Origin of the sequence: Microbacterium elymi, from assembly GCF_021582895.2 — a bacterium.
In the GTDB taxonomy this organism is placed as follows: domain Bacteria; phylum Actinomycetota; class Actinomycetes; order Actinomycetales; family Microbacteriaceae; genus Microbacterium; species Microbacterium humicola.
This window is the reverse complement of record NZ_CP091139.2, coordinates 800,668-812,696: the sequence shown is the minus strand read 5'-3', so window position 1 is coordinate 812,696 and position 12,029 is coordinate 800,668. Positions and strand designations below refer to the sequence as shown.

Annotated in this window: 9 protein-coding genes, 6 pseudogenes and 1 riboswitch; of the genes and pseudogenes, 3 read left to right on the top strand and 12 right to left on the bottom strand. The window is 72.3% G+C overall.

The features are described from left to right. Nucleotides 1-25: 25 nt before the first annotated feature. Nucleotides 26-208 (bottom strand): hypothetical protein, encoded by a 183-nt coding sequence (locus L2X98_RS04390; protein ID WP_259612438.1) that lies wholly within the window; start codon nt 206-208, stop codon nt 26-28. A gap of 695 nt (nt 209-903) precedes the next feature. Here L2X98_RS04390 and L2X98_RS04385 point away from each other — a divergent pair. After that, a complete protein-coding gene (locus tag L2X98_RS04385) occupies nt 904-1,116 on the top strand; it encodes a hypothetical protein (protein ID WP_259612437.1) in 213 nt (70 codons plus the stop codon). Between the two features lie 131 nt (nt 1,117-1,247). Here L2X98_RS04385 and L2X98_RS20045 read toward each other — a convergent pair. From L2X98_RS20045 to L2X98_RS04360, 6 genes and pseudogenes are all read right to left on the bottom strand, one after another. Next, nucleotides 1,248-1,343: pseudogene (locus L2X98_RS20045) on the bottom strand (hypothetical protein); the annotation flags it as partial. Nucleotides 1,344-1,416: 73 nt separating this feature from the next. Beyond that, nucleotides 1,417-1,899 (bottom strand): annotated as a pseudogene (locus L2X98_RS20040) (RNA polymerase sigma factor); the annotation flags it as partial. Between the two features lie 655 nt (nt 1,900-2,554). After that, nucleotides 2,555-3,692 (bottom strand): annotated as a pseudogene (gene nagA / locus L2X98_RS04375) (N-acetylglucosamine-6-phosphate deacetylase). 2 nt (nt 3,693-3,694) lie between these two features. Further along, nucleotides 3,695-3,907 carry a hypothetical protein gene (locus tag L2X98_RS04370; protein ID WP_259612435.1) on the bottom strand — a complete coding sequence of 71 codons (213 nt, stop codon included), beginning with the start codon at nt 3,905-3,907 and terminating at the stop codon, nt 3,695-3,697. After that, a pseudogene (locus tag L2X98_RS04365) lies at nt 3,880-4,047 on the bottom strand (beta-N-acetylhexosaminidase); the annotation flags it as partial. The gene L2X98_RS04370 and the pseudogene L2X98_RS04365, both read right to left, overlap by 28 nt. Nucleotides 4,048-4,078: 31 nt before the next feature. Continuing rightward, complete coding sequence (locus L2X98_RS04360; RefSeq protein WP_259612434.1) at nt 4,079-5,260, bottom strand: beta-N-acetylhexosaminidase; 1,182 nt, start codon at nt 5,258-5,260, stop codon at nt 4,079-4,081. Nucleotides 5,261-5,346: 86 nt separating this feature from the next. Further along, nucleotides 5,347-5,429: riboswitch (ZMP/ZTP riboswitch) on the top strand. A gap of 49 nt (nt 5,430-5,478) precedes the next feature. On the opposite strand from L2X98_RS04360, the pseudogene glyA reads away from it, so the two are divergent. Together glyA and L2X98_RS04350 are read left to right on the top strand one after the other, a co-directional pair. Next, nucleotides 5,479-6,756: pseudogene (gene glyA, locus L2X98_RS04355) on the top strand (serine hydroxymethyltransferase). Nucleotides 6,757-6,954: 198 nt separating this feature from the next. Next, a complete protein-coding gene (locus tag L2X98_RS04350) occupies nt 6,955-7,833 on the top strand; it encodes a bifunctional methylenetetrahydrofolate dehydrogenase/methenyltetrahydrofolate cyclohydrolase (RefSeq protein WP_259612433.1) in 879 nt (292 codons plus the stop codon). A 349-nt stretch (nt 7,834-8,182) separates the two neighbouring features. Here L2X98_RS04350 and L2X98_RS04345 read toward each other — a convergent pair whose 3' ends face one another. The 5 genes and pseudogenes from L2X98_RS04345 to hpaH form a co-directional block, all read right to left on the bottom strand. After that, nucleotides 8,183-9,250, bottom strand: coding sequence for an RNA polymerase sigma factor (locus tag L2X98_RS04345; protein ID WP_259612432.1), 1,068 nt, complete (start codon nt 9,248-9,250; stop codon nt 8,183-8,185). Beyond that, nucleotides 9,223-9,690, bottom strand: a complete 468-nt coding sequence (locus tag L2X98_RS04340) for a YciI family protein (protein WP_354002921.1) — start codon at nt 9,688-9,690, stop codon at nt 9,223-9,225. Before L2X98_RS04340 ends, L2X98_RS04345 begins: the two co-directional genes overlap by 28 nt. A 40-nt stretch (nt 9,691-9,730) precedes the next feature. Beyond that, the gene (locus tag L2X98_RS04335; RefSeq protein ID WP_259612431.1) at nt 9,731-10,291 is read right to left on the bottom strand and encodes a hypothetical protein; all 561 of its coding nucleotides are present in this window, start codon (nt 10,289-10,291) and stop codon (nt 9,731-9,733) included. 32 nt (nt 10,292-10,323) lie between these two features. Continuing rightward, a pseudogene (locus tag L2X98_RS04330) lies at nt 10,324-11,126 on the bottom strand (HpcH/HpaI aldolase family protein). Beyond that, nucleotides 11,111-11,896, bottom strand: coding sequence for a 2-oxo-hept-4-ene-1,7-dioate hydratase (gene hpaH / locus L2X98_RS04325; RefSeq protein ID WP_259612430.1), 786 nt, complete (start codon nt 11,894-11,896; stop codon nt 11,111-11,113). The pseudogene L2X98_RS04330 and the gene hpaH overlap by 16 nt, the downstream one beginning before the upstream one ends. Between the last annotated feature and the right edge of the window lie 133 nt (nt 11,897-12,029).

The following is a 12,029-nucleotide window of genomic DNA, read 5'->3' as shown; positions in this document are numbered from 1 at the left end:
GGGCGGCGGCTGTCGTCGGAGCGGGTCAGCCGGCGGTGGTGACGTCGGCGGGGCCGGTGCCGGTGGGGGCGGTGCCGGCGGGGGCGGTGCCGGCGTCCGGGGCGGTGCTGGCGTCGGGGACAGTGCTGGTGTCCGGGGCGGCGTCCCATTCGGCGCCGAGGTCGAGTGGAAGCGGCTCGCCGGTCTCGTCGCCGGCGGCGTAGCGCAAGCGTCAGCGTGACGCCGGCGAATGGCGCGGAGGTGTCGAAGCTCGTCTCGGAGGTCACGGTGATGGTCCCGGATCCGTCGACGAGGACGACATCCTTCGTGACCCCGTTGTCGAGCGTCGCACGCACGGTGGACCCGGTCACGCCGGTCAGCGGGACGGTCAGCGTGTACAGGCGCGGGGTCGACTGGACGTCGCTCGCTGCGCGTGATCTGCCCGACCGCGGGGACGCCATCCGGGAGGCCGAGGGTGGGAGTGGGCGTCGGGGTCGGAGTCGGGGTCGGAGTCGGGGTGGGGGTCGGGGTCGGAGTCGGAGTAGGGGCGGGGGTCGGTGTCGGCGTGGGGCGCGGTGTCGGCGTGGGGCTCGCGGTGGACGACGAATCCGTCGCGGCCGGGGAGGGTTCGCGCGCTGCGGGCGGAGCGATCGGCTGGTCAGCGGGCGCCGGCGCGGATGCCGGAGGGCGGACCTGCTCCGTCCCGCTGACCGGCGCACTCTCGGTCGATGCGGGCACGCGAGTCGCGGCATCCGGCTTCTCGGCGGCGGTGTCGGATGCCGCGGCCGGATCGATCGCCTCTGCTCGAGCCGGCTGCTCCCGGGCTGCGGGAAGAGCACGCGCGGCAGGAGGATCGCGCCCACGGCGACGGCCGCAGCCATCAGGACGCCGGCGGCGGCCAGTCCCGCGATCGCTCCCGCGCCGATGCCGGCAGCGCCCGATGCCGCGCCGGAGCCGGATGCCGCGCCGGAGGCCGCGCCACCACCTGCCCCGGACCCGGCGGTGCTGGACCCGGCGGCTCCGGACCCGGCTCCGGACCCGGCGGCTCCGCCGGCGATCACGGCACCCTTCACGACGGCCGACGGCATCGCGGCGACGGCGGCCACCGGCGAGCCCAGCTCGAGCCAGGCCGCGTAGCCGGTGGCTCCGGCGCCCAGTGTCAACGGCAGCAGCACGAGGGCGAGCCGGTGCGAGACCTCCTGCGCCTCGGCGGCCACGATCGCGCACCGCGCGCAGTCGTGCAGGTGCGCGTCGACTTTGCCGCGATCGCGGGTGCCGAGCGTTCCGCGGGCGTACGCGCCGAGGCGGGTGATCGTCCACTGGCAGTCCGAGCCCTCCGCCGCCGACCGCAGGTGCGCCTGCACCCACGCCTCGCGCAAGCCCGCCGCGGGCGCGCACGGCCAGCTGGGCGACGGCGTTGGCCTTCATCCCGAGCAGCGGCGCGATCTCGGCCGGCTTCATCTGCTCGATCTCGGCGTACCAGAGCACTTCCTGCCACCGAGTCGGCAGGCTGCGGAACGCCTGATGGGTGAGCCCGCGATCGAGGGCATCGTTCGCGGCCTCGTCGCCGGTCGCCGGATCGGCGAGCTCGTCCAGTTCGTCGAACGGCGTCTCGTGCCGGGCGCGGCCCCAGCCGGCGGCGGTGTTGCGGATGCTGGCGAACAGGTAGGCGCGGAATGAGCCGGTGGGCCCGCCGCCGCGTTGGACAGTGCGGAAGATCCGGGTGAACGCCTCCTGGACGAGGTCTTCCGGATCCAGCGACGAGGTCACCGAGCGGGCGACCGCCAGGCCGGACACATGGTGTCGGCGCCACAGCTCGGCGAAGGCGTCGCCGTCGCCGAGGCGGGACAGCTCGACCAGGTCGGCATCCGCCGTCTCCGGCAGGGCGCGTGCGGCGTCCGCGGCGCGTCGACCTCTCATCGTCCCCCCAGAAAGACGGAGCATGCCTGCACCGGCTCGGGCGGTCGGCGCGTCTCCCATTCTGTCGGGGGCGCCCCTCGCGCGCCATCCGGGGGAAGGCTTTTTCACGCTTTACCAGAGGTTTCGGAGGTTCGTCGAGATTTCTCCGGAAGTCGCGTCATGAATCCGGCATCCGTCCGTCTCATGAAGTGACGGCTTGTTCTCCACCGGGGGGCGGAGGACGAGCGGGGCTGCTCCTCGAAGGCAGCCGACGAGGGGTGATGGCGCCGGGGGCGGCGCTTTCACCCCTCGGCCTGTGTCCGGCTGGGGAACGGAGCCAGGTGCCGGGCGCCTCGGTGCCCGGCAGGGTCGGGGTCCGCGCGCCCCTGGGGGCGGGAGCGCGGGCCCCGCCCACCCCCTCCACTTCGTCGAAATCGTACGATCTGGCCGAGTGCACATCAATTTCGGCCCAGGATGATGTTCAGTCGGCCAGATCGTACGATCCCGAGGCGCGTCACCGCCGGGCCCGTCACGCCCAGGGCCGCTCCACCAGCCGGGGCGCGCGTCGCCCGGGCCCCGCCCGCCCGGCCCGCGTCAGGCCCGCCCGGCCCGCGTCAGGCCCGCCCGGCCCGCGTCAGGCCCGCCCGGGCCCCGCGTCAGGCCCGCCCGGGCCGCGTCAGACCGGCCGGCCGTCCACCCACACGCGCCGCACGCCCAGGCCGTCGTCCAGCAGCACCGCGTCGGCGGCCGATTCCGGCCGCAGCGACCCGAACCGGTCCGACACGCCGATCGCGCGGGCCGGCACGATCGTGGCCGCGGCCACGGCGTCGGGCAGCGGCATCCCGCACTCCTGCACCATGAGCCGGACCGCGGCATCCTGCGTGAGCGTGGACCCGGCGATCGCGCCGTCGCCGGCCAGCCGGGCCCGCCCGCCGACGACCGAGACGGTCAGCCCGCCGAGCGTGTAGTGCCCGTCGGCGGCGCCGGCCGCCGCCATCGCGTCGGTGATCAGGGCCACGCGCCCCGGCGCGCGCGCGGTCAGCAGGCGGATCACGTCCGGGTGCACGTGCGTCCCGTCGGCGATCACCTCCAGCGTCACCCGCTCGTCGTTCAGCGCGGCCACCACCGGTCCGGGGGCGCGGTGATGGATGCCGCGCATGGTGTTGAACGCGTGCGTGAGGATCGTCGCCCCGGCGTCGAACGCGGCCGCCGCGGTCGTCTCGTCGGCGTCCGTGTGCCCGATCGCGACCGCCACCCCCGCCGCCCGCAGGCGCCCGATGGCGGCCGTGCCGCCGGCCAGCTCCGGTGCCAGCGTGAGCTGCCGGATCGTGCCGGCGCCCGCATCCAGCAGACGGTCGAGGGATGCCGCATCCGGCGCCCGCAGGCGACGGGGTGTGCGCGCCCTTGTGCCCGACATCCAGGAACGGACCCTCCAGGTGTGAGCCGAGGATCGTCGAGTCCTCGGCCGCCAATCGGGCCACCATGGCCGCCCGCTCGGCCATCGCCTCGATCGACGCGGTCACCAGCGAGATGACCGCACGGGTCGTGCCGTGCGCACGGTGCACGGCACGCGCGGTCGCGATCGCGGCCGGTCCGTCGTCGAACGCCGCCCCGCCGCCGCCGTGCCCATGGATGTCGACGAAGCCGGGAGTCAGCCATCCGCCGGCCGCGTCGTCGGCCTCGTGCGGCGCGAGGTCGCGCCAGCCGTCGCCGGTGCCGCATCCGGCAACCCGTCCGTCGCGGATCGCGACCCACGCGTCGTCCGTGATCTGCCCCTCGTCGATCAGACGAGCGGAGTGGATGACGCGGTCCACGCTCACCGGGACGCCGACCACTCGATCTCGGGCGAGGCGAAGAACCCGATCCCCGCAGCCGTCCACAGCGGCCCCAGCATCCCCACCCGCTCCCGGAAGGACGCCCATGCGCGCTCCGGGCAGCGGCCGGCGACCACGCGATCTCGGCGGCCGCCGCGATGCGCGGGAACGCCTGGGCGTCGAGGTGGGCGGCGGTGCGGAGCGTCTCGGTCCACAGCGGTGCCTCGACCCCGAGGATGTCGCTGTCTGCCAGCCCCGCGATCACCGCGGTCGGCTCCCAGTCGTATGCCCGCCGCACGCTGGTCGGGCCGTTCGCCCAGGTCAGGCCGAGCGGGCTGTCGGCGTCGTACTTCATGTCCAGGTAGACCGCGTCGGCGGGGAGAGGATCACCCGTCCGCCACCGGCGGGGAACGCGCGCGCCTTGTCGTCCATGCCGTCGGTGGGGAGACGTATCCCCAGTACTGGCCGATCGTGCCGGGGGCCAGTCCCGCCGCTGCGCCCGCCTCGTGCCAGGCGATCGGGGTCTTGCCGAGGTCGGCGGCGATCGCCGTGACCCGCCGCATGTATTCGGCGAAGTCCGCGTCGCTGGTGCCGAGGGCCTCGTCTCCGCCCACGTGCAGGTACGGCCCCGGGGTCATCGCCGCCAGGTCGCGGCAGACGTCCGCGAGCAGCGCATACGTCTGCTCGGAGCGGGTCTTCAGCGACGAGAATCCGACGGCGAAGCCGGTGTAGGGCTCTCCCTGGATGGGGATGCCGCCCCCGAACGCGTCCACCACCTCGGTGACCTGGTCGGTGATCACGACCGGCTCCATCAGCTCGGGGTGGGCCAGGCCGATGGCATGTGTGTGGCTCGGGCCGTCGATCTCGGGCACGACGACCATGTGGCGCGCGGCCGCATGCGCGACGATCCGGGCATAGTCCTCGGTCGTGTAGAAGCCACCGGGGTCGCCGCTCGCCGCCGAGCCGGACGCGCGCTCGGTCAGCTCCGGCCGGGACGGCACCTGGATCCGCCAGCCCTGGTCGTCGGTGAGGTGCAGGTGCAGCGCGTTGAACTTCAGGGCGGCGGCGCGGTCGATGTAGCCGCAGACCACCTCGACCGGGAAGAAGTGACGGGCCACGTCCAGCATCACGCCGCGGTACGCGTACCGGGGCGCATCCTCGATCCGGGTGGCGGGGATCGTGACGGACGTGCCGGTGGATGCTGCGGTAAATGCCTGCGCGAATGCTGCGGCGGATGTCGCGAGCAGCTGGACCAGCGTCTGCACGCCGTAGAACAGCCCGGCCTCATCGCCGCCCGTGATGCGCACGCCGTCGGCGTCGACGATGAGGGTGTATGTCTCGGGCGCTCCCTGGGCGAGCTGCGCCAGGACGATGTCACCGCGGCGGGTGTCGCGGTCCGCGACGATCTCGAACGTGCGGCCGACATGGGGTGCGAGCGCCGAGGCCGCGAGCTCGGCCGTCCCGCGGGTCGCGGGCACCGCCACCAGGCGAGTGGCGTCGGTCAGGACGAACGGGTCGGCCGCGGCATCCGTCGTCTGCGCGGCCGGAGTCGGCACCAGGGCTGTCATGCGCACCAGGGCAGTCATGTAAGGAACACTAACAAATCCCGATTGCGCCGACAAGGCACGCGTGCCGACCGCGACATCCGTTATGCTCGGGATGTCGCAACTGGCGTTGAGGTGGGCAACCACCGGGGAGCGACCGACCGGCATTCGACCGCACGCCTGGGCCGATGTGGAACTCAATTCCGTGCTGTTCCGGTGACTGCCGAGTCGAGGAGACTGCTATGACCGATCGCTATTTCAACGCCCCGCTCGCCGAGGTCGACCCCGAGATCGCCGAAGTGCTGGACCGCGAGCTCGACCGCCAGCGCTCGTACCTCGAGATGATCGCATCCGAGAACTTCGTGCCCGTCTCGGTGCTGCAGTCGCAGGGCTCGGTGCTGACCAACAAGTACGCCGAGGGATACCCCGGGCGGCGCTACTACGGCGGCTGCGAAGTGGTGGACGTCGCCGAGGAGCTGGCGATCCAGCGCGCCAAGGACCTGTTCGGCGCGGCCTACGCGAACGTCCAGCCGCACTCGGGCGCGACCGCCAACGCCGCCGTGCCTGCATGCCATCGCCCGCCCCGGCGACACCCTGCTCGGCCTGTCGCTGGACCAGGGCGGCCACCTCACGCACGGCATGAAGATCAACTTCTCCGGCCGGCTCTACGACATCGTCGCCTACGGGGTGGACCCCGAGACCTCGCTCATCGACATGGATGAGGTGCGGCGTCTGGCCATCGGGCACAAGCCGAAGGTGATCATCGCGGGCTGGTCGGCCTACCCCCGGCAGCTGGACTTCGCCGCGTTCCGGGCGATCGCCGACGAGGTCGGGGCGATCCTGTGGGTCGACATGGCGCACTTCGCCGGTCTGGTCGCCGCCGGCCTGCACCCCTCGCCCGTCCCGCACGCGCACGTGGTCTCGTCCACCGTGCACAAGACGATCGGCGGCCCCCGATCGGGGTTCATCCTGACCAACGACGCCGCCCTGGCGAAGAAGATCGACACGGCCGTGTTCCCCGGCCAGCAGGGCGGCCCGCTGATGCACGTGATCGCCGCGAAGGCCACGGCCTTCAAGCTCGCGGCGAGTCCCGAGTTCGCCGAGCGCCAGCAGCGCGTGCTGTCGGGCGCGCGGATCATCGCCGACCGACTGTCGCAAGCCGGAAGTCGCGGCCGCCGGCATCGCCGTGCGATCGGGCGGGACCGACGTGCACCTGGTGCTCGTCGACCTGCGCGAGGCGCAGATCGACGGCAAGCAGGCCGAGGACCTGCTGCACGACATCCACATCACGGTGAACCGCAACGCGGTCCCGAACGACCCGCGCCCGCCGATGGTGACATCGGGTCTGCGCGTCGGCACGCCGGCGCTGGCCACCCGCGGGTTCGGCGACGTCGAGTTCACTGAGGTCGCCGACGTGATCGCCCAGGCGCTGCTGCCGAATCCCGACGTCGCCGCGCTTGCGCGGCCGCGTCGCGGCGCTGGCCGCGGCGTTCCCGCTGTATCCCGACCTGCAGCAGTAGGCCGGGCCTGGCGTCCACAGCATCCGCCCCGTAATATCACTATCAACATAGGTATCCGCCTGGCCCTTGCGGCCGCGGTGACACCCGGGACTGACGGCGAGAAACGACACTCCGGCTGAGAAACGGCGCATTGCAGCGTTTCTCGACCGAGCCGGCGTTTCTCACCGGGACCACACGAGATCGACGAGGAGAAGATCGATGACAGCGCAGAAGCTGGACGGCAAGGCCGCAGCGGCGGAGATCAAGGCGGAGCTGACCGAGCGCGTCGCCGCGCTCAAGGCCCGCGGCATCACCCCCGGGATCGCGACGGTGCTGGTCGGGGCCGACCCGGGCTCGCAGCTGTACGTGGGGATGAAGCACCGGCAGTCCGAGGCGATCGGGATGAACTCCATCCAGGTCGAGCTGCCCGCCGATGCCACCCAGACCGACGTCGAGGCCGAGATCGACCGGCTCAACGCCGACCCCGCCTGCCACGGCTACATCGTGCAGCTGCCGCTGCCGGGGCACCTGGACACGGACGCGATCCTGGAGCGGATCGATCCGGCGAAGGATGCCGATGGCCTGCATCCGACGAACCTCGGTCGGCTGGTGCTCAATGTGAACGGCCCGATCTCCACGCCCCTGCCGTGCACGCCGCGCGGCGTGATCGAGCTGCTGCTGCGCAATGACTACGACCTGAAGGGCAAGCACGTGGTCGTCGTCGGCCGCGGCGTGACGATCGGCCGGTCGATCGGGCTGCTGCTGACGCGCCGTGAGATCAACGCGACGGTGACGCTGACCCACACCGGCACGGTCGACCTGCCGTCGTACCTGCGTCAGGCGGATGTGATCGTGGCCGCCGCCGGGGTCAAGCACATCGTGCGGGCCGAGGATGTCAAGCCCGGCGCCGCGGTGCTCGACGTCGGCGTCACCCGCGAGACCGACCCGGACACCGGCAAGTCGACCGTGTTCGGCGACGTCGACCCGGCCGTGGCCGAGGTGGCCGGCTTCCTCTCGCCGAACCCCGGCGGGGTCGGGCCGATGACCGTCGCGCTGCTGATGACCAACGTGGTCGAGGCGGCCGAGCGGTCCGCCTGAGGCTTCTCCGCTGCCCGGCCGCGCCCGCCGTTCGGATCGCAGGAAGATCTGGCACAGACCCGGCGACACGCCGTGCGACGTGCCCGGGACTGCGAGGCCTTCCTGCGATCTGAACGGCCGGCAGTGGTCCGGATCACGGATCTGGCTGGCCAACGGGCCTGCGACGCGATCGGCGTCTGCCCTTCGGTCGTCCTCGTTCCCGGCCTCGGCTTGCGTCACGCTGGCCGTGACACCGGCGGGCGGTGAGCCGTATGAAGTGGCCGTCCCGATCGGGCCTGACTGTCCCTGATCGCCGGGGAGAATACGGCGCCGGACAGTGCCGCGACCCGCCTTGCGGGACGACGACGCGTCACTCGCCGCCGGCGGCGAGTGACGCGTCCAGCGCGGCGCGGGCCCCGGCGGTCGGAGCCACGGTGACCAGGCCCCGGTACAGCGTGACCAGCGTCGCTCGGTCGAGCACACCCGTGCGCGCGCGGTCGCAGTGCACCGACTGGATGGCCGCCTCGAGCTGGAACCGCCCGAGCGGCCGGCCCAGCGCGGCGGCCCGCCGCAGGAGCGCTTCGCCCTCCGCGATCAGCTCCCGCGACCACAGCGTCGTGTCCTGCTCGTCCAACGGCGGCCAGGGGTCGCCGACCCGCGCGGGCGCCCGCGACTGGGCGAGGGTCAGCAATGCGGCGAGCCCCCAGGCCTCGGCATCCGTGTCCAGCAGCGTCGCGGTCAGCACCGCGAGCCAGCGTGCCTCGTCGGCGATGGACTCACGGATCCGCTCGCCCTGATCGAGCCAGTCGATGGCATACGCTCCGTAGATCGCCTCGAGCACGGCGTCGGTGCGCGCGGGCATATCGGTGCGGCTGGGCACGGAGAACGGGATGCCGCTGTCCCGGATCTTGCGTTTGGCCCGCACCAGGCGCTGGGACATGGTCGCGGGCTCCACGCCGAACGCACCGGCGACCTGCGCGGCGTCGAATCCCAGCACCACCTGCAGCATCAGCGGGGTGCGGATGTCGGGGGCGATGGCCGGATGCGCGCAGGCGAACAGCAGCTCCAGCCGCCGGTCCGGGATGGCCTCGGTGCGCTCGACCATGCCCGCCACGTCGGTTCCGTCCCGCAGGACCGACGCGACGGCGTCGTCCAGTGGGATGCTGGTGCGATGTGCGGCGGACCCGAGCGCATCGCGGCTTCGGTTGCGGGCCACGGAGAGCAGCCATCCTTCCGGATTGTCCGGCACGCCGGTGGCGGGCCATGTGCGCAGCGCCCGCTCGAAGGCGTCGGCGAGACTGTCCTCGGCGAGTGCCAGATCTCTTGTGCCGGCGGCCAGCAGCGCGACGAGTCGGCCGTACGAGGCGCGGGCGGTGCGCTCGGCGACCGCCCGCGCCTCGGCGGCCCGGTTCACTGCACGGGCGTCGTGCCCGACCATGCGCCGTCCACGAAGCGGGTCGCGGTGGGGCGGATCTCCACCGCGCCCCACGGTGCGGCCGGTGCCTTTCCGGCCCAGTCGATCGCGGTGTCGAGGTCATCGACCTCGATCACGAACGTGCCGCCGAGCTGCTCCTTGGTGTCGGCGAACGGCCCGTCCTGGACGAGGAGCTCGCCGTCGCGCCGCCGCACCGTCGTGGTCATCGACGAGGGATGCAGCACCTCGGCGCTGCGCAGCACGCCGGCCGCGTCCAGCGCTTCGGCGTAGGCGGCGAAGGCCCGCATGCCGTCGGCGAGCGCCTCGTCGCCCAGCTCGGCGGCGGTCATCTCGGGGTACTGCAGGAGAAGCGTGTAACGCATGATCCGTCCTTCCTCAGGGGTGTTGACGTGATGATGACGAACGAGCACGCCCCAGATCGACAGCACGCCGCCGATCGACACCTGGTCATCGACACCTGGTCATCGACACCGCGCCGGCGGATCAGTCCTTGCCGAGATCGTCGAGCATCCTGCGCTGCTCCGGGGTCAGGCCGTCGCCGGGACCGCCGGCCAGTTCATCCCGTCCGAGCTGCTCGGCCTCCGACGGCGTCGACCCCGCCGCATCCGCGCCGGCAGAGCGCCCGCCACCGGCCTTGTCATAGAGAGCGGATGCCTGGGCCTCGACCTTGTCGTCGATCAGGTCGTAGATCCACCAGCCGATCAGCAGGATGATCGGCGGCAGCACGTACCCCCACACCCATCCGCTGATCTGGACGCCGGACAGCAGCACCGTCGCGATCCAGACCAGGAACGCGACCGCCACCGCCAGCAGCCCCTGCACCAGCTTCTCGCCGAGCTTCGTGCGCTCTGCGGCCGACCGCGCCGCCATCGAGCGGAACCACTTCGTGACGAGGGGCTTGACCCAGATCACCAGCGCCGTCATCACGATGCCGGCCCACAGCGCCGCCCATCCGACGTGCGCGGGCGTCAGCCAGCCGATGAACAGCAGCACGACGATGTTGAACACCAGCAGCGAGCAGAACCGCACGACCCACTTCTTCATGGATTCAGGATGCCACGACCGGCCGCCTCGGGTCAGTACGAGGCGCGCTCGGCGCGGTCGGCGGCCGGAAGGAACCGGGCCGCCAGTGCCTCGGAGGCGCGGGCGAGCATCGCCACGTCGGCGCCGACGGCGACGAAGTCGGCGCCCCGGTCGATGTAGGCCTGCGCGGCGGCCGGGTCGAACGCGTTCACGCCGACCTTCTTGCCGGCGGCCCGCACCGCCGCGAACGTGCGGTGCACGGCATCCACCACCTCCGGGTGCGTCTGCTGCCCGAGCCGGCCGAGCGAGGCGGCCAGATCCGACGGACCTACGAAGACCTGGTCGACGCCGTCGACCGCCGCGATCTCGGCCGCGGCATCCACCCCCGCGCCGTTCTCGATCTGCACCGTCAGCGACACGTGCGTCGCCCCATCGCTGAGGTAGCCGTCGACCCGGTTCCACCGGGCCGATCGGGCCAGCGCCGAGCCGACCCCGCGCACGCCCGCGGGCGGATAGCGGGTGGCCGCGACCGCGGCGCGGGCCTCGTCGGCCGACGCGACCATCGGCACGATGATGTTCTGGGCGCCGAGGTCGAGCACCTGCTTGATCGCGACCGTGTCGTTGGCGGGCACGCGCACCAGCGGCGCGATCGGATACGCCGCCACCACCTGCAGCTGCACCAGCACCGACTGAAGCGAGTTGGGCCCGTGCTCCATGTCGATCAGCAGCCAGTCCAGGCCCGAGCCGGCAGCCACCTCGGCCAGCACCGGGCTGCCGTGCAGGCCCACATGCCGATGAGGGGGCGGGATGCCGCGGCCAGCCGATCGCGGAAGGTCGAGGTCAGGCGAAGCGACATGTGATGGTTCCCATCGGTCCGTAGTCGCACAGCACGCTGTCGCCGCGATGCACCCACATCGGCCGGGTGAACGACCCCGCCAGGATGATCTCGCCGGCCTCCAGCCGTGCGCCGTGCTGGTGGAACTTGTTGGCGAGCCACGCCACGCCGGTGGCCGGGTGGTTCAGGACGCCGGCGGCCACGCCGGTCTCTTCGATCGTCTCGTTGCGATACAGCATCGCGGCCACCCAGCGCAGGTCGATCTGGTCGGGGCGCATCGGGATGCCGCCGAGCACCATCCCGCCGTAGGCGGCGTTGTCGCTGATCGTGTCGACGATCGTGCGCCCCTCCAGTTCGATGTGCGAGTTGAGCACCTCCAGCGCCGGGGTCACGTACTCGGTGGCCCGCAGCACGTCGAACAGCGAGCAGTCCGGCCCTTCCAGCGGGCGGCTCAGCACGAACGCCAGCTCGACCTCGATCCGCACGTTCGAGAAGTCGTCGAACGGGATGACCGCGCCGTTCTGCCACACCGTGTCGTCGAACATGACGCCGTAGTCCGGCTCGGTGATCCCGGTGGCCGCCTGCATCGCCTTGGAGGTGAGGCCGATCTTCCGCCCCACCAGGCGCCGACCTGCCGCCAGGTTCTTGTCGCGCCACACGCCCTGGATCGCGTACGAGTCCTCGATCGTGGCGTCCGGATACCGTGCGGTGATCCGGGGGATGACGGTCTTGGCACGGTCGGCCTCGGCCAGCTCGTCGGCGATCTGCGCGATGGTGTCGGGGTCCAGCATCCTGTTCTCCTTCTTCGGCTGTTCGAGGTTACCGGCCCTTCGTCTCGCTTCGCTCGCTCAGGGACCTGGGGAAGCGAGTCCGCTCGCTCAGGGACCTGTAAGCGAGTCCGCTCGCTCAGGGACCTGGGGAAGC

Coding starts and splice junctions, on each gene's coding strand:
- L2X98_RS04345 (WP_259612432.1), bottom strand. CDS start 9,250: ATGGTCGGGCACGACGCCCGTGCAGTGAACCGGGCCGCCGAGGCGCGG.
- L2X98_RS04385 (WP_259612437.1), top strand. CDS start 904: ATGCCGGCAGCGCCCGATGCCGCGCCGGAGCCGGATGCCGCGCCGGAG.
- L2X98_RS04360 (WP_259612434.1), bottom strand. CDS start 5,260: ATGACAGCCCTGGTGCCGACTCCGGCCGCGCAGACGACGGATGCCGCG.
- L2X98_RS04335 (WP_259612431.1), bottom strand. CDS start 10,291: ATGAAGAAGTGGGTCGTGCGGTTCTGCTCGCTGCTGGTGTTCAACATC.
- L2X98_RS04350 (WP_259612433.1), top strand. CDS start 6,955: ATGACAGCGCAGAAGCTGGACGGCAAGGCCGCAGCGGCGGAGATCAAG.
- hpaH (WP_259612430.1), bottom strand. CDS start 11,896: ATGCTGGACCCCGACACCATCGCGCAGATCGCCGACGAGCTGGCCGAG.